Raw genomic sequence first — 18,839 nt, forward strand, 5'->3', positions numbered from 1 at the left:
AGGCTAATTCGTACTTAAAACGAACTAGCCTTTTTTGTCTTATCTATTTAAGCTTGAACCCTTTAGGCAGCCGGGGTTTTTTGCCATTATACATAACATAAGTTTCTTTGGGACTCTTTTTAGCCGAATGGTTATACAGTTTTAGCAATTGTTTTTCTGTATATTTCTTGCCTTTCGGCTTTCTAATTGTCCCTTTACCCACTGCTTGGATATGTTTAAAGCCCTTGCCTACTCCCGAACTTTTACGTAAGCGGTAATGCCCGAGCTTGACAACAAAGCCTTTGGGATTACCGGCGTTGAGCAAAATTTGACTGTTATGAATGTTAAAATTGCTTAAATCAACTCCAACTAATTTTTTATCGTTTTCAAACATTATTGTTGAAGATTTTAGTTTCGGTAAATGCCAGCCACTTAAATTCACATACATCAGATTAGTACAATCATTAAACATCCCAGTTGTACTAGTAACATTAGTCATTCTGAAATGCGAAAGATCTATGCTAACCAAACTCTTATTATCAGCAAACATATAAGTCATGTCTTTAACATTCTCAGTGTTCCAGCCATCCAAGTTCAAATTGGTTAAAGAATAATCTCCAGTAAACATCCCCCACATGGTGGTAACTTTGGCAGTATTTAAATGACTTAAATCTAGACTTTCTATAGTAGGATCTTCCGCAAACATTTCCCGCATATTGGTTACATTTGATGTATCTAAATGATTCAAATTTATGCTTTTTAAATTAGGATTTTTCGCAAACATTTCCCGCATATTAGTTGCATTTGACGTATCTAAATGATTCAAATTTATACTCTTTAGATTAGGATTTTTCGCAAACATTCCTCTCATGTTTTTAACATTATGAGTATCAAGTTTGGCTAGATTTAATTGCTCTAACTGTGAAAAGCCTTCGAACATGTATGACATGTTTGTGACATTTGCCGTATGCAATTTGCTCAAGTCAACATCCGTTAAATTAGGACATTCAACAAACATATACGACATATCTGTTACCTTATTGGTGTCCCAATTGTCTAAAACTAATTTTGTTATTTTGCTTGAAGCAAACATATTTGACATCTTAATAACATTACTGGTATCTAATGAACTAAGGTCCAGGGTCTTTACCCCAGTTGTTCCTGAGAACATGTTTTCCATGTCTGTAACTTTACTAGTATTGAGTTTGGCAAAATCTAAATTAGAAATATCAGCCCGCTCAAACATTCCTGACATATCAGTCACATTACTTGTATCAAGGTCAGCAAAATTAAGATTTTGAAGTTTGGTTAGACTAAACATATTACTCATTTCAGTAACGCGACTGGTGTTAAAACTACTCAAGTTAATGCTTTTGGCAGTGCAACCATTAAACATATAATCCATTTTAGTGACATTACTAGTATTAAAACTGGTCAAGTTAATGTTTTCAGCAGTGCAATTACTAAACATATAATTCATGTTAGTGACATTGCTAGTATTAAAACTGCTCAAATCTAGCGTTGAAAGTCCTGTGGACTCAAACATTCTATTCATATCAGTTACTTTATCAGTTTGAAAGTGACTTAAATCAAGCTCAGTCAGAGCCTGATCCATATCAAACAAGCCACTCATGTCAATGACTTCACTGGTGTCAACTAAGTCCAGTCCCTTAATGTCTCTCAAATTATTTAGCTCGCTAAACTTATATTTTGAATCTGCAGGAAGTTTTACGGGGGAGGCAAAAACAATATGGGTAATATTTTTCCCCCAACTCCATTCTTCATTAAACGGGCGACTCGAAAGAGTGCTATTTTTCTGAGTTCCTTTAATTGTCAGAGTTCTGGTAACAATATCATAATTCCAGTTGCAGTCACCATCTTTGCCCGACCAAATACCTGGTATTTCTTGAATATCATTATTCACTTGGTCGCTAGCAGCAGGTTTATTAGTTGCAGCAGAAACCGGCTTAACAGCAGTTGCCATTAAGTTCAGTCCACAAAAAGCAAGACTGCTGCTAACACCAACTTTTTTAACTAAACCTAAAATTTGTTTTGAATGGTTGTGATTCATTATCATGACCTCCTTTTCATTAACTTAATTATAAGCCGTTTCAAACCCCAAATATTGCAAAATATAATTTTCCTAGTTGCTAAAAATAATGAAAGCCAGGCAAATCCATTAAATTCACCAGATAAAATAAATTTGAGTTTCATTTTAGGTTACGATAACATTAAATTATAAGCTCATCTTTGTAAGGTCATAATTTGTGAGGTCATAATATGAAACGTTTTAAGAAAATTTATATTGGACTAACAGCCTTATTACTAACTGCTGGTCCATTATTGCCAAATATCACCAATTCCCAAACAGTAGAAGCTACTCAGAAAGCCAAAGGAGAAGTTACGCTGCTTAAAAATGATTATGTTTATACTCAAGCAGGTCATAAAATAAAATTGAATATTTCTCACGGCTTTACCGTTCCTGAAGGTTTTAGCGCTGATTCCAAGGGCTACGTGATTACTGACATGGAAATTGATGAATACAGCGATGGCAGAACCAGTTATTCCTACTACGGCACTAAAAAAATTAACGGGCAAAAATTTTACAACCTTGGTCATAACTATTACGTTAAAAATGCCGATATTTTAGAAGTAAAAGGCCATGATATTAAAAAAGGCAAACTAGTATTAAGTCACAATTCATTGATTTACACCAAGACTGGCAAAGCAACTGGTAAGAAATTAAGAACTGATGCAATTGTCAAGTATCAAGGAAAAGCTAAGACTGCTACCAAAACACCCAAATACTTTTATTATCTTAATGATTTAGACAGATACTTCAAGCCCAGATATATACCTACTCATAAAATTAAAGGGAAATATTATTACTCTTTAGGACATAATCGCTACATTAAGGCAGCTAATGTCGGCTACATTAATGGTCACATTGCTCGCTACAATGGTGTTTCGTCAGCGACTGTCCTTAGGAACACCTCCAGCACAACGGTAAATTATTCTGCTGCAAAGCGGAAACTGAAAAAAGGACAAAAGATTAAACTTGATTTAACTGTTATTCCATACGAAATTGATGGCTTTGAGGGTTATATATACAGATTGCACGATCACCCAGATGAATATGTTTCAGAATACGAAGTTAAACTGAAAAGGAACCTGCCTATCATTGACTATAGCGACTTAGTCTACACTTATGTCACCCCATTAGCAGGCAACAGCGTTGAACTTTATGATACTTCTGGCAAGGCAACTGGTAAGCATATCATGAAGCCGACACATAGTAATCTGACGGTTGATGGCTTAATGTACTTGTGGATTCCTGAGAAAAACAAGGCGGAACTGTTTTATCACTGTCTAAATTACAGCGACACTAATGTAATTGATGACAGTCAACCAGATCCGGTATCAGATCAAGACTCAGTAACCCACAGTAATAATCCAAAATTAAACTATGGCAATAACTTTATCAAAGTTAGCGATGTTAAATACGTCAGCGGGTTAAAGCTGAAAGCACTTAATACGGTTGAGCAGGCAAAAAATGATCAAAGAGTTGCAACGACTGCTGACAAGCAAGAATTACTGGCACTTTTTAATGAGGGCAAAGATTTAGATCAAAATGCTAAATATGATACGGATCTAATGAATAATTATGATAGCTCCTTAAGTAATGCCTCTGCCATAATAAGATCTGATAAGGCAACTATCGCCCAAGTTGATGAAGCTGTCTGGTATGTTAAAACTGCTAAAGAGCAACTGACAACTATGTCTGTTCCTCAGGGCGATTAAATTTTTTAGACTAATACAAAAGGCTAATTCGTACTTAAAACGAACTAGCCTTTTTTGTCTTATCTATTTGAGATTGAATCCTTTAGGCAGCTGGGGCTTTTTGCCATTATACATAACATAAGTTTCTTTAGGACTCTTTTTAGCCGAATGGTTATACAGTTTTAGCAATTGCTTTTCAGTATACTTCTTGCCCCGAGGCTTGGCAATTGTGCCTTTGCCAACAGCTTGGATATGTTTAAAGCCTTGGCCTACTCCTGAACTCTTACGTAAGCGGTAATGACCGAGCTTGACAACAAATCCTTTAGGATTACCAGCATTTTTCAAAATCTGACTATTATGAATATTAAAATGGCTTAAATCAACTCCAGCTAGCTTCTGATCATTAGTAAACATTTCCGTTGAATCATACATTTTTGGTAACCGCCAGCCACGCAAATCAACAAAAACAAGATTATCACAGTCCATAAACATTTGGCTGACCCTGGTAACCTGACGTGTATCCCAAGTATGCAGGTCAAGCTGTTCAAGACTTTTTGCACCTTTAAACATCCTAAGCATATCAGTAACTTGGGCAGTATTAAAGTATCTCAAGTCAATGTCTTTTAGACTGCTGTCACCACTGAACATTGAATTCATCCAGCGTACGTTCTTGGTATTCCAGCCCGTTAAATTGAGCTTAGCCAAAGAGCTGTCTCCAGAAAACAGCGAGATCATATTAGTAACGTTGCTGGTATCAAAACTGCTTAAATCCAAACTAGTAACAGCTGGATTGTCTGCGAACATTTCTTTCATATCTTTAACTTTACTCGTATCAAAGTGACTGAAGTTTAGCTGATCCAAATGGGCGAATTTTGCAAACATACCAGACATATCTGTAACATTACCGGTATTAAAGCCGCTTAAGTCAAGTTTAGTTAAGTCAGAACACCCTTGGAACATATTTTTCATACTAGTGACGTTTTTGGTGTTCCAATTAGCCAAATTTAAGTGAGTAACATTACTACCCCTAAACATTTCCGCCATATCTGTCACTTGACTAGTATCAAAATTACTCAAATCAAGACTTGACAGATTTTGGGTACCGGAAAACATACCTGACATATTATTAACTTTACTAGTGTTAAAGTGCTCAAGATTTAGTTCAGGAACTTTTATTCCAGCAAACATACCAGACATGTTAGTGACATTATCGGTATCAAAATTAGCCAGATCAAGCTCTGCCACATCGCTATCCGCAAACATATCTGCCATATCGATCACTTGGCTGGTAGCAAAACTTTTCAAATTAAGATGTTTCATCGGGCTGTTTCTAAACATACCGCTCATATTTGTGACTTTGCTTGTATTAAAACTGCTCAAATCTACTTCTGTTAATGCTGTGTTGTCAAACATTCGTTCCATGCTAGTCACTTGGCTGGTATCAAAGTGACTCACATCAGCTTTAGTTAGAGCTTTGTCATTAGTAAAAAGCAAAGCCATATTTGTCACTTGACTAGTATCAACTTTGTCGAGACCTGTAATATCCTCCAAATACTCAAGACCGGAAAACTTTTCTGCCGAATTCGGAGCCATTTGAACTGGTGTTTCAAACACAATATGCTCAATATTGCCAGACCATTTAAACTGCTTTAAAAATGGTGTGCTGGATAATTGACTGCTCTTTTGCGCGCCACTAATCCGCAGAGTTCTACTAATAACGTCGTATTGCCATGTGCAGCTGCCATCAGTGCCAGTCCACAGACCGGCATCAGATGGCAAACCTGTCGCACTAATTGGGACAACAGCAGGAGTTTCTGTTGCAGCAGCAACATTTACGTTTGTTTGCACCGTTACGACTAAACCTAATGCCATTGTTGCAATACCTATCCCAGTTTTTTCAAACTTGATTAAATTTGGAAGCTTCATCTTGATACCTCTTTTCTCTTACCCTAATTATACGGGTTTTTTGCTTAAAACTTATTAATGATTTAAAACTTAAGTTAAACTTTGCCAGACTGTTATTCTTTTACTGTAAGACATGTATTGCTGCACCTATATTAGGTTATAATAAATTTAGTAGAAAGAATTAGTAAGGAGGTAAATCATGAAACTTACCAAAAAAATCTGTTTGGCGATTACGGCTTTGGCATTGGTCGTCACACCTTTTTTAGCAAATTGCAATCAAATACATACAGTTGCAGCTGCCAAAAGCAGTAAAAAGACCGCAAAGGGTAAAATCACGTTAATCTATGATGCCCATCTTTATAATAAATATGGTCATAAAATTAAAAACAAGAACAAATATCTGCCTTATGCTGAAGATGATGCCAGTGGCTATAAGTACATTCCAGGATTCAATGCAGATGTTATGCAATATTACGGCACCAAAATAATTAATGGACAAAAATTCTATAATATTGGTGATGGCTGCTACATTAGTACGGCGGATATTAAAGAAGTCAATGGTAAGAACAGCAAAAAGGGCAAATTGGTTTTATTACAGAAATCAGCTGTATATACTAAAGCCGGTAACAAGAGTGGTTATACTTTACCTAAGCGCGCTATTGTTAAGTATCAGGGCAAAGTTAAACAAGTTAAGTCAAGACCAAAATACTATTATAGTAAATACTTTAAATCAGATAACGATGAGCACTTTTTCTATCTTCCACTCACAAAAATCAAAGGGAAAAATTATTATGCCATTGGTAAAAATCGCTATGTCAAAGCCTATAATGTTGCAAGTTTAGATGGTTATCCTCTAACTTACAATGGGGTTACAACGGCCATCGTTCTCAAAAAGACAGCTACTCAGACTTTAAACGAAATGAAAACCAAACATATTTTAAAAAAGGGTCAGAAAATAAAAGTTGACTTAGCTGTTGAACCTTGGGCAGAAGATTTTGAAGGCTATATTTTCCGCCTGCATAATCATCATGATGAATACATAGATGAAAACTGTATCAACCTGAGAAATTACTTACCAACGACCGACTACTCTGATTTAACCTATAGTTTTGTTACTGCAAAGACTACTGCAAACGTTAAGCTCTATGACGCCACAGGAAAATCCGTTGGGATTAGTTTTAATACTGCAAAGCAGTCTGATTTTAATGTTGACGGCTTATTCTATATTTGGAATGCGGCTACAAACAAAGCGGAGTTGTATTATCACCTTCTGAGTAACAATTTAGACAGAAAAGCCCTTATCAACAATGATGGCACACAACTAAAGGCTCCAGCGACTGACAAAAAATATGGTCCAATCACTCTAACCACCAGTGAAAAAATAATAGCAGCTAACAGTTTCGTCAAAGCAAGTGATGTGAAATTTAGCTGGGGCATAAAACTTTCTCCTGTAAACACTTCATTAGCAGCTGAGCAGAAACAGAAAGTAGCAACCGACAGCGATAAAGTGAAGCTCCAGAAAGACTTTGACTCTGGACAGCAAACTATTAACGAGAGTGTCCATTATGATGCACTTATGCAGAGCTATGACTATGCTTTAGCTAATGCTGCTGTTGTCTTACGGTCGAGCAAAGCGACACTGGCACAAGTAGATCAGGCAATCTGGCTGTTAAAAACTACTAAAACACAAATAAAAACTTTAAACTTCCCTGAATTTGCCTAAAGTTTACTAAAAAGACAAACTAAAAAGGATTAGTTCTGAAATGTGATGTGAACTCTCAAATTTGTCCTAAATTTGGAGGTCATATCAATGAGCTAATCCTTTTATTTTACTAAAAATCAAAAATGAAATGATTTTGGTAACTGTGGTTTTTTACCGTTATACATAACATAGGTTTCTCTAGGGCTCTTTTTGGCAGAGTGATTATACAGCTTAAATAATTGCTTTGCAGTAAATTTTTTGCCTTTCGGTTTTCTAATTGTTCCTTTGCCTACAGCTTGAATGTGCTTAAATCTTTGTCCTACACCTGAACTCTTACGTAAACGGTAGTGGCCCAGCTTCACAGCAAACCCTTTTGGATTGCCTGCCTGATTTAAAATCCTGCTGTTATGAATATTAAAATTAGTCAGATCAACCCCCGCTAATTTCTTGTCCTGCATAAACATATCAGTCGAATCAGTCAGTTTAGGCATGTGCCAGCCGTGTAAATTAACATTAGTAAGGTTAGGACATTGAGCAAACATCTCACTTACTTCAGTTATTTTGCGGGTGTTCCAATTATGTAAATCAACAGTTTTGAGACTCTGATCATTTTTAAACATCTCATATGCTTCAGTGAGACTATTAGTATTAAGATGACTTAAATTAATATTGACCAGCTGCGGGTCGTTTTTAAACATGCGACTCATACTCCTGACCCGTTTGGTATTCCAGCCTTTCAAATTAACTGTCTTTAAATTGTCATCATCACTAAACATGCCAAACAAGGTCGTATTAGACTTAGTATTAAAATGACTTAAATCTATGCTGGTAATTTTTTTCATACCAGAAAACATATAGCTGGTGTTAGTCACCTTGCTGGTATCAAAATGACTAATATCAAAATCAGTTAAATTTTCAGCACCGTTAAACATGCTAAACATATCAGTTACCTTGCCGGTATTAAAGTGCTTAATATTTAAACTGACGATATTCTTTAATCTGGCAAACATAGTGCTCATGTCAGTAACATTGGCAGTATTCCAGCCCGTCAAATTAAGTTGTTTTAATGCTGTATCGTCTGAAAACATGCCTGACATATTAGTTACTTTACTAGTATCAAAATTACTCAAATCCAAACTGGTCAGATTTGAATTCCCAAAAAACATAGTTTTCATATTTTTGACATTGCTAGTATTAAAATTGCTCAAGTTTAGAGTTGTTATGTTCTCACTATGAGAAAACATGCTGCTCATGTCCGTTACGTTTTTGGTATTAAAGCCTGAGCAGTCGAGCTGTTTAATCATGCAATTATCGAACATTCCGCTCATATTTTGTACTTTACTGGTATCAAAGCTATCTACATTAATCGTTTCTGCCTTAGTACTGGAAAACATATTTGCCATATCGGTTACTTTGCTAGTATTAAAGTTTTTTAAATCCAGCTTTTTAAAATTGGCTGCCGCAAACATGTTGTTCATAGTGGTTACATTTGCGGTATTCAATTTACTCAAATCTATTGCTGTAGCAGTAGCATTATCCATACCTAATCTGTTGAACATGTTACTCATATCTGTAACTTTATCAGTATTAAAATTACTAATATCTAAACTATTAAGTTTCATATCACCGGCAAATAAACCAGACATATTGGTTACATCACTAGTATCAGCGTTTTCTAAACCCTTAATATCAGACAAATATCTCAAATTGGCAAATTTTTGTTTTGAATTTGCAGGTAACTTAAACGGACCTTCAAAAACGATATGCTCAATACTTCCAGCCCATTTGAATTCTTTGGTAAAAGGTGTACTTGACAGTTGTGCTCCTTTAGCACCACTAATAGTCAGCGTATTAGTAAGGACATCATATTGCCACGTGCAGCTGCCATCAGTGCCAGTCCAAAAGCCCAGCTGATTATTGACAGTATTGGTTGCAGTCGGTGTTGTTTTTGCAGTTTGATCGTTAGCAGCAGGTGCAACAGAAGCTGCCAAAACATTCTGGACCAGATTAGCGCCACTCATCATGCCCAAGACTGCGGCAGCCATACTGATCCCCAATTTTGCTAAAATATTTTGCTTGAATTTAGTTGACTTCATTTTTTGACCTCCTTTTCCTCTTAATTTCATTGTAAGCCTTTTAAAAGTTAAATAATATCTTCTTTTGCGTTTACTTGCGCTAGTTTCCAGCCAGTCATAAAGTGCTGCTCGCGTAAAGAACGCAAGTCAGTATAATCACTCTCCAGGCTATCAATTGCATCCTGCAGTTTTTTGTTTTGCTTACGCATCTGGTCAAGTTCAGGATCATTAACAACACCCTTCAGGTGCATTTTAGCGGCTAATTCCCGTCGTCTTTCCTCAAATTCACCCTTCAAAGTAGCAAGAGCATCTTCATATTTGACCAGTTTTCGGTTAACTTCAGGAATTTCATTATTTAAACTGACAAACAATTTATACGGCATGTTAGACTTGATGCGATTGCATTCCGTGCAGGATAAAATCAGGTTGTCAAAATCATTATTATGTGAAAGTGAAACCGGGTCTTTGTGATCGACGCTACGTCCGCGCCTGCCGCAATATTGGCAGCGATAATGGTATTTAGCGCGAATGCGCTCACGGTCAATATAATCCACTTCATTTAGTTTAAAGTCGACGGTTAATCCTAATTTACTCAGATTTTCGGCAAAAGTGAATTCGCTGCTGGGCACAAAGTCAGTTTGACCTGTCTCGCTGTCTATTACTGCCTGATTAAAATCATGTGCTGATAGCTGTTGCTGGGCTAATTCATTGCCATCATAATCCCGAATAAAAGCCTCATAGCGCTTACGCATGTCATTTTTAGCAACCAAAAATGTTGAATTATCTGCGACTTCATCTTTTCCTATAAAAGTAAACAATAAGCATTGCGCAAAAACTTTAACCGCAATATTGGCAAAATCTTCCGGCTTTTCTCCTCTTTGAATGCATAGATCGCAAATACTAGTCAGTTTAGGATTAATCAGACCCGTTTGTTTAAAATGTTTGGCATTTATGCGCAATCCACACGCACTGCATTGAAACTTCACTTTTAAGCATTCTCCTTAGAGCAAAATGTATGTATCATTAATCTAATTCTACTCAATTTAGAGCAATAAAAAAAGGCGGACGAAAGTTTCATCCACCTTTTAGTCTTGTTTAAAAACAAACTATTTATTTTCGTCTGCTTTGGCCTTGTTCAAGAAAGCAACAACTGCTGCCACGTGCGCAACACGTTTCTTGCCGTTCTTCTTGTTCTTAGGTCTTTGGTTTGGTTCACAACCAGTGTTGTAATTTTCACCTTTACGCATAGTACTATACTTCCTTTCAAGATTTTCGAAAATCTTATATAGTTTAACACTTAGGACTTTTTGAAGCAAGATTTGCTGATATTGAGTCATACGTTTTACCATTAAAAAAAAGCGTTCCATAATGGAACGCTATAAAATAAAGTTATTTTTGAGCACATATTATTAGTTAAATGAACTAATTATTTTCACTAACTGTCATGGCAGCATCAATTACGCCACTATCGTCTGCCAAACTGATAGCTGCATTTTTTTCATCTACTACTAAATCGTTGCCTAAATATTGCATTTCTGCTGGACTGGTATATAAGTCTAAGCCAATATTATTTTCAACATTAATTGAAAAATCTGGGTCTTTCTGATCCAAGACTACAAATTGAAAACGAGTACCAGCCGCACAGCTGCCAGCAATATTAGAGTACTTGTTAGAACCATCGTTTAGTGACAATAAAACAACCTGTCCATCTTTCACACTTTTTTTGATTTTATCAGCAGCACCTGATTTAACATTCATTTTAACTGATTCGGAATTACTCATTTTAATATTTCCTCCTAATCCTTAGCAATTTTCTCAAGTATAGGATATATTAAGTTATAGTGTCAAAAATTATGTTTATAGTAAAAGTGCTTTTCACCATGAAAAATTTATTATTGCGTATAACAGAAAAAAAGGTCAAAATGTATATAGCGATTATAGATGATTATAACTTGTGAAAGGGGACATTTTATGACCGTCTTGAAAAAGGTTTTTAGTGATAAAATCCTGCAGATTACTTTTGTAATAACGATTATCAGTCTTTTTTTTGCTAGACCGCGGCTTGAGGATATTAACTTACATACTATTTTTTCAGTCGCCGCGATGCTAATCATTATTCAAATATACGCTTACTTGCACGTTCTGGACGTGCTGGCGTATAAACTGACCAGTATTGCCGACAATATGCAGAAATTAAACATCTTGTTTACGCTTCTAGCGATTATTTCTGGGATGTTTCTCGGCAATGACATAACAGCGCTTACATTGATTCCCCTATATTTAAATATTGCCAAAAGATGTGACTTGCCACAAATTTTGCCTGTCACTTTAATTGGTATGGGTGCGAATATTGGAGCTGCTTTTACTCCGTGGGGCAACCCCCACAATATTTTTTTGGTCAGTAAATATTCTGTTAATGCTCTGCAGTTTTTCTCTTGGTCTTTGCCCTATTTATTAATGGCATTAATCATTACGTTTATTATTTTTTACTTTATCCCTCGTAAAAAAATTCCCAGACAAGATATTAAACAGATTAATATCAGTTTAAGACCCACAATCATTACTACAGCAGTATTCGCCTTATTTTTCTTAGGGGTATTTAAGGTGATTAATGTTGCAATTCCGATGATTGTTGCAATTATCTTAGCCTTATTAATAAACCCGAGAATTTTGCTTAAAGTAGATTTTGCTTTGCTATTAACCTTTACCTGTTTTTTCATCTTCATTAGTGATATTCAACAGATCCCGATGATTGTCAGCATCATTCATACGATGATTAATTCGGAAAGCTCAACCTACTTCACTTCGATTATCTCCAGTCAGATTATCAGCAATGTTCCTGCAACTATTTTAGTCGGTAAGTTTACTCCTTATGCTGAAGCACTATTTTTAGGTTCTAACATTGGAGGATTTGGTTCTCCTATCGGTTCAATGGCCAATATGCTGGTCTTAAAAACATTTACCCAAAACGCTACAGTTTCAAGAGGGGAGTTCTTCAAAAAATGGTCCGTAATGCAGTTTATTGGTTTGATTGTTTTAACCGTTGTAGGCTGGGGACTTTTATTAATTTAATATACATTTTAGTAAAGCTTTGCTAATGAAAGATAGTATAAGCTTCTTTTTTATATTCAAAAGGTTCTTAATCAGTTATAATTAAGGGATATATATTAAGGAGGAATACTATGAATAGTTTAACTTGGGTAATTGTAATTATTGTTGTTTTATTAATTGCACTTTATATTACAGTTTACAACAGTTTACAAAAAGCCAAAGTATACACTGATGAATCTTGGAGTCAGATTGATGTACAACTGAAGCGGCGTAACGACTTGATTCCCAACCTAGTCGAAACAACTAAGGGCTACGCCAAACATGAAAAAGAAACATTGGAAAATGTTGTTCAGTTGCGTAATCAGTTAACTAATATTCCAAGCGATGATCACGCTCAAACTTTAAAAGTTTCCAATCAGATTTCTGATGCACTTAAATCAATTTTTGCCTTATCAGAAAACTATCCTGACCTTAAAGCCAACCAAAATTTCTTGAAACTGCAAGAAGAATTGACTAACACAGAAAACAAAATTGCTTATTCGAGACAACTTTATAATTCATCGGCTGCACTATACGACCAAAAGCTTTTAACTTTCCCGTCTAATATTGTTGCTCACATTCACGGTTTTAAGAAAGTTGACTACTTACAAACTAATGAATCGGAAAAAGAAGTACCTAAAGTTAAGTTTTAAATATCAGGTCAGTTTTTATGCTATTTCAACAAATTGCCAGCAATAAACGTAAAACCGTTGGGATTATGGGATTATTTGTCATTATTTTGGCACTTGTAGGGGCAGGACTAGGCTATCTTTTTGGTGATCGGCCTGTTTTAGGATTGATCATTGCTGTAGTTTTTAGCTTAATCTACATGTTAATTGTCCTGCCTAACCCGGCTAATATGGTTATGAGCCTTAATCACGCTCAAGAAGTCCATGAACGAGATAATCCGGAACTGTGGCATGTTGTACAAGATATGGCAATGGTCGGTCGGGTACCAATGCCTCGAGTTTTTATTATTGATGATCCCAGTCCTAATGCTTTTGCGACCGGACGCGATCCCAACCACTCTGCTGTTGCAGTTACTCAAGGTCTGCTGGACATGATGAACCGAGAGGAACTGGAAGGCGTTTTAGGTCATGAGATTTCGCACATTAGAAACTATGATATTTTAGTTTCTACTATTGCCGCAGTATTAGTCGGAGTCATTTCTTATTTATCCGGTATTGCCAGCCGTTATATTTGGTGGATTGATGATGATCGCGACAGCGATAACGACAATGGTGGCACTATTGTTATCATTTTTAAGATTGTGGCAATTGTGTTTGTGTTAATTCTGGGACCTATTTGCGCTAGTTTAGCCCAAATGGCATTATCGCGAAATCGTGAATATCTGGCTGACGCGTCATCAGTAGAATTAACCCGCAACCCACAAGGATTAATTTCTGCTTTAGAAAAGATTGACGGTTCTGAGCCAATGAAGAAAGCCGATCCCAGCAGTGTTGGCATGTATATTGAAGATCCTGTACGAAAAAAACGCAGTTTTGCTCATTTATTTGACAGTCACCCGCCAACAGCTGACAGGATCAAACGCTTAGAAAAAATGTAATAAAATAAAGCAACCTTTTTAATCAAGGTTGCTTTTTATTTTAAGTTGATGTTTGCCTGTCTAAATAATTCAGCCCGCATTTGGACTGGCGTTTCATGATAATATTCACTGAATTTTTTATAAAAGAAGGACTTGCCACTATAACCTACCCGTGCAATTATTTCTTTTACGGAAATATCTGGTCGTGCAAGCAAATTGCGCGCCTCTTGCATACGCCTTTCATCAACATGCTCTACGAAGCTTTTACCAGTTTTTTGTTTAACCAAACTTGAAAAATAATTAGGATTGAAGCCAAAATGTTTGGCTGCCTCATTAAGCGTTATGTCAGTAAAATGAGCATCAATATAATTTTCTAAATCAGTTTGAACAAATTGGTGATTAGTTACAGGACCTGTCGCTAAGTCTTGATTTCTAATTGCGGCAATTAAAAGCAAGTTTAGTTGTGCCAAAATAACATTGTGAGTATACAAATCCTGATTAAGATATTCATCAATTACTTTTTTTAGCGCATTTGCAGACTTAGACAAAGGTGTACTGTTTAAAAATAATAAGCGCCTTTGATTGTAAGCGTCAGTAATTTCCTTAAACACTTTTTTTTCACGATGACTCATGGCAGAATAGCTTCCGAGAAAATCTAGCATCTTGAAATTATGGTCAAATTCTAACTTAACTAATATATCGTTTTCTCCCTGCCGCAATATTTCATAATCGCTTTTTCTCTGTAAAAATACTATATTGCCGGCTTTAAGCAAGAAATCCTCATCATTGATTCTGGCTTTTACTGATCCCTGAGCTTCATATAAAATAGTTGAAGCTGTAGTTTGGTAGCGATGAACTCCAGTATTACGATTTTCCAAAAACGCTCTAAATAAATCAAAATTATCGTTTTTGGGTTTGATTCTTACCTCATTAGTGTCAGACTTAGTTGAATCCAAAATGCTGGCTAAATATTGTTCAAGTTTAACAGCTGCCATTATTTCACCTTCTTATTCAAATTTTGGAATATATAAATTCATTATATAGCAAAATTTCATCTTACTAACAGAATTTTGTTATTTAGATTAAAGAGAATACTTGTGTATGTAGACATCTATTTTTCTTTTATGTATAATAAGTTTAACATCGGGGTGCCCTAGAGGCTGAGAACAGACCCGTCGAACCTGCTTTGGATAATGCCAGCGAAGGGAAAACGAAAGATTTTACGTCGTCAGGCTTTATCCTGACGATTTTTTTTGGTAACTAAATTGATTAAATTAAACAACCTGACTTTTTCATATGATAAGCAAAATAAAATATTAACAGATATTAATCTCACTATTCCCACTGGTGAACTTTCACTGTTAGTTGGTCCAACCGGCTGTGGCAAATCTACATTATTAAAAATTCTAGCAAATCTATATCCTGAGTTTGCGGGCCAATTAAGCGGCAGCGTTAATTTAGGCGGATTAAGATCTGCTATGATGTTTCAAAATGCCAGTGAACAGTTTACGATGCCAACACCGCGAGAAGAAATTATTTTTGCACTTGAAAATCTTTGTCTTAATAAATCGCAGTATATAAAGCGCTTGAATGAAGCTGTTCAGTTTACACAAATTGATTATTTGCTTGATCAAAAAATTAATACAATGTCTGGTGGCGAGCAGCAAAGAGTTGCTTTAGCTGTACTTGTTGCGATGAATGTAGATCTTTTTTTACTTGATGAACCCTTTGCCAGCTGTGATCCAGCCGCTCGCAAATTCTTAATTGCTAAATTAGCTCACCTGCGCGATCAAGGGAAAACAATTATTTTAAGTGATCATGTATTAACTGACTATGAAGGACATTGTGATAACCTGTTTCAATTTCAAGGTAAAGATTTGGTACAACTTTCTGCTAGTGAAAAAGAAAAACTGCTGCAAAAAAATACGGAATCCGTTTCTTATACTTTTGCCTTACCTGAAGAAAATAACGAAGTTTCTTTTAAACTCAAAAATACAGAGATTACACAAAATCGTTTGCTTTTAGAGCAGGAACAGCTAAATATCTTTTCTGGTAAAACTACTCTTATTACTGGAGCAAACGGGGTTGGTAAAACATCACTTTTTAACGCACTGACCAAAATGATCCCGTATTCAGGCAGTCTAACTTATCACAATCAGGAAATCAGTAAATTATCAGCTCGCAAGTATCTCCTTAAAGTGGGGCAAATTTTTCAAAATGCGACCGATCAGTTTATCAACGTTTCTGTTGCGGATGAAATCAATTTAAGCAAAAAGCAACGAACCAATAATTATTTTACTGATGACAGAATAAATGAGGCTTTAGCTACCCTTAAGCTTGATTCACTGCTCGATCATGTGGTTTATTCATTATCTGGCGGGCAACAAAAGAAACTGCAAATTTTACTAATGTTGATCTCCGATCAGGATGTATTACTAATTGATGAGCCCCTTAATGGCCTGGATGCGGACTCTGCTAACAAGGTGATGGCTTTATTAAAAGAAAGTCAGAAAGCACGTAGTCAAACGCTTTTAATTATTAGTCATGAACTAAGGAATCTGGCAGATTGGTGTGACTATCACCTCATCTTTAAAGACCAGCATTTAACCTATGTGAATAAATGAGGCGTGATCATGAATCCCAGTTTTAAATTTTTTCTAGCACTGATTATTTCTATAGAAATATCTCTAAAATCAAGCTTGTTAACCAATCTTTTAATCATCTTTTTTACCATAATTTATCTAATCTACAAACACATCAAATTGAAGAATCTGCTTTTAATTTTATTAATGCCCTTAATTGCTGCATTTACGGTTTTTGCTACTTTATATTGGTTTACACCTCAGCCTAATTTGCAAAATGCACTGAGTTTATCCAGTCGTATTTACGTCTACACGTTGACTATCTACTGTGTATCAATAGGAATTACTGCCACGGAATTAGCACGTTCTTTTGAGCAGAATTTTCATTTACCCAGTAAGTTTGCCTATGGAGTTTTAGCCGCCCTAAATATCGTCCCCAGAATGAAGGAAGCAGTTAAACAAATACGCACTGCCGGCATGATGAGGGGCGTTTATTTAAGCTTTTGGTCACCTGTTTTATACTTTAAAGCTATTCTTGTTGCGCTTAATTCTGCAGAAAATTTAACACAGGGGATGGCATCTCACGGCTACCGTGAGAGCGCCCAGCGCTCAGTTATTGCACCTGTTCCTGTTCAAAAAAGTGATTGGCTAAAGTCGATTATTATCCTGTTTTTAGTTAACCTGGCATTATTCACATTAAAATAAAAAAGTGGACCTGCGTGTCCACTTTTTCTTTAGCCTAATTTATTTTGCCAAAGTATAGCATGTGACGTTTATTTTGACTGACTGATCTGCATTGACGAAAATCTGAGGTTTTTCAGAAGTATAATACCGTTCTGAAAATACCAGCTCACCGTCATTTAAGAAAAACTCAATAGAACTGGTATCAATAAATACCTGGATTTTCAAATTTGGGTTTGGTCTTAATCTGCCATAACGTCGAGAATCATCTGCCGGCTTATCAGCTCGAGTTAAAACTACTTCGTTATTCCTTTTGTTCCAACTTAATGTTATCAAATTTTCCTGCTCATTTTTGAGTACAAAATTAATCTCACTGCCAGACCAATTTTCTGTTTCAGCTATCAAAAGCAATTCTAGATGCTGCGGATCGGAAACATTCATCTGCTTTAACGAAGTCATCAACTTTTCATCAATTACTTTTTCTTGCCGCAGCTGTTTTAATTCTTTAACTGGCTTCATATATAGCTGATTATTCTTTAAAGTTAATTCTCTGGGCAAGGTTAAAGCACCACACCAACCATCAGCCTGTTCAGGAAAGTCAGCGTGCCACATATCAAGCCAGCCAAAGACAATGCGCCGATTATCAGGTGTTAACATGGTTTGCGCTGCGTAAAAGTCGTGGCCATGATCAAGTTCTAGAAACGCTCCGTGTTCAAACTGGTTTTTGTGATAATCCATCTTACCGATGAAATATCCCGTTTGATAAAGATTAAGATACTTTTTACTCTTTGCTGCAATTCCCTGTGGTGAGCACAACAGAACATCTTGCCCATTAAGTGAAAAAAGATCCGGACATTCCCACGTATATCCTTCATTATCTCTTCCCTGAGAAACTGCAATTGGTCCTAAATATTCCCAGTGCAATAAATCAGTTGACTTATAAGTAATTGCACGACCCAATCCTGCCTTATCTTGACTGCCAACAATAATATAATATGAATCCCCATGTTGCCAGACTTTCGGATCACGAAAGTGCTGTGAGTTATCAGCCGGTGGTACGGCAATCACTGGATTACCACTGTATTTTGTAAAATGAATACCATCATCACTATATGCAACATTTTGCGTTTGGCAAAAACGGCTGTGATCATTCACATCATAATAATGATTACCAGTATAGATCAGATATAAACGACCAGCTTTTTCAATCGCACTGCCGGAATAACAGCCATTGTCATCTTCAGGGCTGTCTGGTATCAACGCTATTGGCAGTTCTTCCCAGTGAATCAAATCTTGACTGCGATAGTGTCCCCAATGCATTGGTCCTCTTTCAGATGAATAGGGATAATACTGGTAAAAAATATGGTAGTAGCCTTGATAATACGAAAAGCCATTAGGATCATTCATCCATCCGGAAGGCGTTGAAACGTGATAATTAAGGCGATATCGCTCGTTGGTAATTTTTGCTGGAACCCGCATTTTTGTTTCTTCCTTATATT

General features: G+C 36.1%; 15 protein-coding genes and 1 riboswitch. Of the genes, 7 read left to right on the top strand and 8 right to left on the bottom strand.

The annotated features are described in order from the left end of the window. Positions 1-43 precede the first annotated feature (43 nt). Positions 44-2,050 carry a BspA family leucine-rich repeat surface protein gene (locus tag LACWKB10_RS07840; protein ID WP_052060341.1) on the bottom strand — a complete coding sequence of 669 codons (2,007 nt, stop codon included), beginning with the start codon at positions 2,048-2,050 and terminating at the stop codon, positions 44-46. Positions 2,051-2,259: 209 nt separating this feature from the next. Here LACWKB10_RS07840 and LACWKB10_RS07845 point away from each other — a divergent pair, with 209 nt between their 5' ends. Continuing rightward, positions 2,260-3,780, top strand: coding sequence for an SLAP domain-containing protein (locus tag LACWKB10_RS07845; protein WP_034980881.1), 1,521 nt, complete (start codon positions 2,260-2,262; stop codon positions 3,778-3,780). Between the two features lie 63 nt (positions 3,781-3,843). On the opposite strand, the gene LACWKB10_RS07850 is transcribed toward LACWKB10_RS07845, so the two are convergent. After that, positions 3,844-5,685, bottom strand: coding sequence for a BspA family leucine-rich repeat surface protein (locus LACWKB10_RS07850; RefSeq protein WP_052060342.1), 1,842 nt, complete (start codon positions 5,683-5,685; stop codon positions 3,844-3,846). A 178-nt stretch (positions 5,686-5,863) separates the two neighbouring features. On the opposite strand from LACWKB10_RS07850, the gene LACWKB10_RS07855 reads away from it, so the two are divergent. After that, positions 5,864-7,387, top strand: coding sequence for an SLAP domain-containing protein (locus LACWKB10_RS07855; protein WP_034980884.1), 1,524 nt, complete (start codon positions 5,864-5,866; stop codon positions 7,385-7,387). Positions 7,388-7,503: 116 nt separating this feature from the next. Here LACWKB10_RS07855 and LACWKB10_RS07860 read toward each other — a convergent pair whose 3' ends face one another. From LACWKB10_RS07860 to LACWKB10_RS07870, 4 genes are all read right to left on the bottom strand, one after another. Beyond that, positions 7,504-9,462: a BspA family leucine-rich repeat surface protein gene (locus LACWKB10_RS07860; RefSeq protein ID WP_052060343.1), complete on the bottom strand. Its 1,959-nt coding sequence runs from the start codon at positions 9,460-9,462 to the stop codon at positions 7,504-7,506. Between the two features lie 47 nt (positions 9,463-9,509). Next, positions 9,510-10,427 (bottom strand): HNH endonuclease, encoded by a 918-nt coding sequence (locus tag LACWKB10_RS07865; RefSeq protein WP_034980887.1) that lies wholly within the window; start codon positions 10,425-10,427, stop codon positions 9,510-9,512. A 120-nt stretch (positions 10,428-10,547) separates the two neighbouring features. Continuing rightward, on the bottom strand, positions 10,548-10,688 hold the full coding sequence (locus tag LACWKB10_RS10265) for a hypothetical protein (RefSeq protein ID WP_090094091.1): 141 nt from the start codon (positions 10,686-10,688) through the stop codon (positions 10,548-10,550). Between the two features lie 175 nt (positions 10,689-10,863). Further along, the gene (locus LACWKB10_RS07870) at positions 10,864-11,223 is read right to left on the bottom strand and encodes an iron-sulfur cluster biosynthesis family protein (protein WP_052060344.1); all 360 of its coding nucleotides are present in this window, start codon (positions 11,221-11,223) and stop codon (positions 10,864-10,866) included. A gap of 189 nt (positions 11,224-11,412) precedes the next feature. Between LACWKB10_RS07870 and LACWKB10_RS07875 the strand changes: the two genes are divergently transcribed. The 3 genes from LACWKB10_RS07875 to htpX all read left to right on the top strand — a co-directional run bounded on the left by LACWKB10_RS07875 (position 11,413) and on the right by htpX (position 14,098). Continuing rightward, on the top strand, positions 11,413-12,513 hold the full coding sequence (locus LACWKB10_RS07875) for an SLC13 family permease (protein WP_034980892.1): 1,101 nt from the start codon (positions 11,413-11,415) through the stop codon (positions 12,511-12,513). 110 nt (positions 12,514-12,623) lie between these two features. Next, positions 12,624-13,184, top strand: a complete 561-nt coding sequence (locus LACWKB10_RS07880; protein WP_034980895.1) for a LemA family protein — start codon at positions 12,624-12,626, stop codon at positions 13,182-13,184. A gap of 17 nt (positions 13,185-13,201) precedes the next feature. Further along, positions 13,202-14,098, top strand: a complete 897-nt coding sequence (gene htpX, locus LACWKB10_RS07885; RefSeq protein WP_034980897.1) for a zinc metalloprotease HtpX — start codon at positions 13,202-13,204, stop codon at positions 14,096-14,098. Positions 14,099-14,133: 35 nt separating this feature from the next. Here htpX and LACWKB10_RS07890 read toward each other — a convergent pair whose 3' ends face one another. Beyond that, positions 14,134-15,072 carry an AraC family transcriptional regulator gene (locus LACWKB10_RS07890; protein ID WP_034980900.1) on the bottom strand — a complete coding sequence of 313 codons (939 nt, stop codon included), beginning with the start codon at positions 15,070-15,072 and terminating at the stop codon, positions 14,134-14,136. Positions 15,073-15,211: 139 nt separating this feature from the next. Beyond that, positions 15,212-15,302: riboswitch (TPP riboswitch) on the top strand. A gap of 40 nt (positions 15,303-15,342) precedes the next feature. Here LACWKB10_RS07890 and LACWKB10_RS07895 point away from each other — a divergent pair. Both LACWKB10_RS07895 and LACWKB10_RS07900 read left to right on the top strand, forming a co-directional pair. Then, on the top strand, positions 15,343-16,701 hold the full coding sequence (locus LACWKB10_RS07895; protein WP_034980902.1) for an ATP-binding cassette domain-containing protein: 1,359 nt from the start codon (positions 15,343-15,345) through the stop codon (positions 16,699-16,701). Positions 16,702-16,710: 9 nt separating this feature from the next. After that, positions 16,711-17,364 (top strand): energy-coupling factor transporter transmembrane protein EcfT, encoded by a 654-nt coding sequence (locus LACWKB10_RS07900; RefSeq protein ID WP_034980904.1) that lies wholly within the window; start codon positions 16,711-16,713, stop codon positions 17,362-17,364. A 39-nt stretch (positions 17,365-17,403) separates the two neighbouring features. Here the strand turns inward: LACWKB10_RS07900 and LACWKB10_RS07905 are convergent, their stop codons facing one another. Further along, the gene (locus tag LACWKB10_RS07905) at positions 17,404-18,819 is read right to left on the bottom strand and encodes a sucrose-6-phosphate hydrolase (protein WP_034980906.1); all 1,416 of its coding nucleotides are present in this window, start codon (positions 18,817-18,819) and stop codon (positions 17,404-17,406) included. Positions 18,820-18,839: the final 20 nt, after the last annotated feature.

The sequence above is a fragment of the Lactobacillus sp. wkB10 genome (genome assembly GCF_000760615.1).
Classification (GTDB): domain Bacteria; phylum Bacillota; class Bacilli; order Lactobacillales; family Lactobacillaceae; genus Lactobacillus; species Lactobacillus huangpiensis.

Excerpts from the sequence above, each read along its gene's own strand:
- LACWKB10_RS07840 (WP_052060341.1), bottom strand. The coding sequence starts at position 2,050 with ATGAATCACAACCATTCAAAACAAATTTTAGGTTTAGTTAAAAAAGTT.
- LACWKB10_RS07845 (WP_034980881.1), top strand. The coding sequence starts at position 2,260 with ATGAAACGTTTTAAGAAAATTTATATTGGACTAACAGCCTTATTACTA.
- LACWKB10_RS07850 (WP_052060342.1), bottom strand. The coding sequence starts at position 5,685 with ATGAAGCTTCCAAATTTAATCAAGTTTGAAAAAACTGGGATAGGTATT.
- LACWKB10_RS07855 (WP_034980884.1), top strand. The coding sequence starts at position 5,864 with ATGAAACTTACCAAAAAAATCTGTTTGGCGATTACGGCTTTGGCATTG.
- LACWKB10_RS07860 (WP_052060343.1), bottom strand. The coding sequence starts at position 9,462 with ATGAAGTCAACTAAATTCAAGCAAAATATTTTAGCAAAATTGGGGATC.
- LACWKB10_RS10265 (WP_090094091.1), bottom strand. The coding sequence starts at position 10,688 with ATGCGTAAAGGTGAAAATTACAACACTGGTTGTGAACCAAACCAAAGA.
- LACWKB10_RS07870 (WP_052060344.1), bottom strand. The coding sequence starts at position 11,223 with ATGAGTAATTCCGAATCAGTTAAAATGAATGTTAAATCAGGTGCTGCT.
- LACWKB10_RS07875 (WP_034980892.1), top strand. The coding sequence starts at position 11,413 with ATGACCGTCTTGAAAAAGGTTTTTAGTGATAAAATCCTGCAGATTACT.
- LACWKB10_RS07880 (WP_034980895.1), top strand. The coding sequence starts at position 12,624 with ATGAATAGTTTAACTTGGGTAATTGTAATTATTGTTGTTTTATTAATT.
- htpX (WP_034980897.1), top strand. The coding sequence starts at position 13,202 with ATGCTATTTCAACAAATTGCCAGCAATAAACGTAAAACCGTTGGGATT.
- LACWKB10_RS07890 (WP_034980900.1), bottom strand. The coding sequence starts at position 15,072 with ATGGCAGCTGTTAAACTTGAACAATATTTAGCCAGCATTTTGGATTCA.
- LACWKB10_RS07900 (WP_034980904.1), top strand. The coding sequence starts at position 16,711 with ATGAATCCCAGTTTTAAATTTTTTCTAGCACTGATTATTTCTATAGAA.
- LACWKB10_RS07905 (WP_034980906.1), bottom strand. The coding sequence starts at position 18,819 with ATGCGGGTTCCAGCAAAAATTACCAACGAGCGATATCGCCTTAATTAT.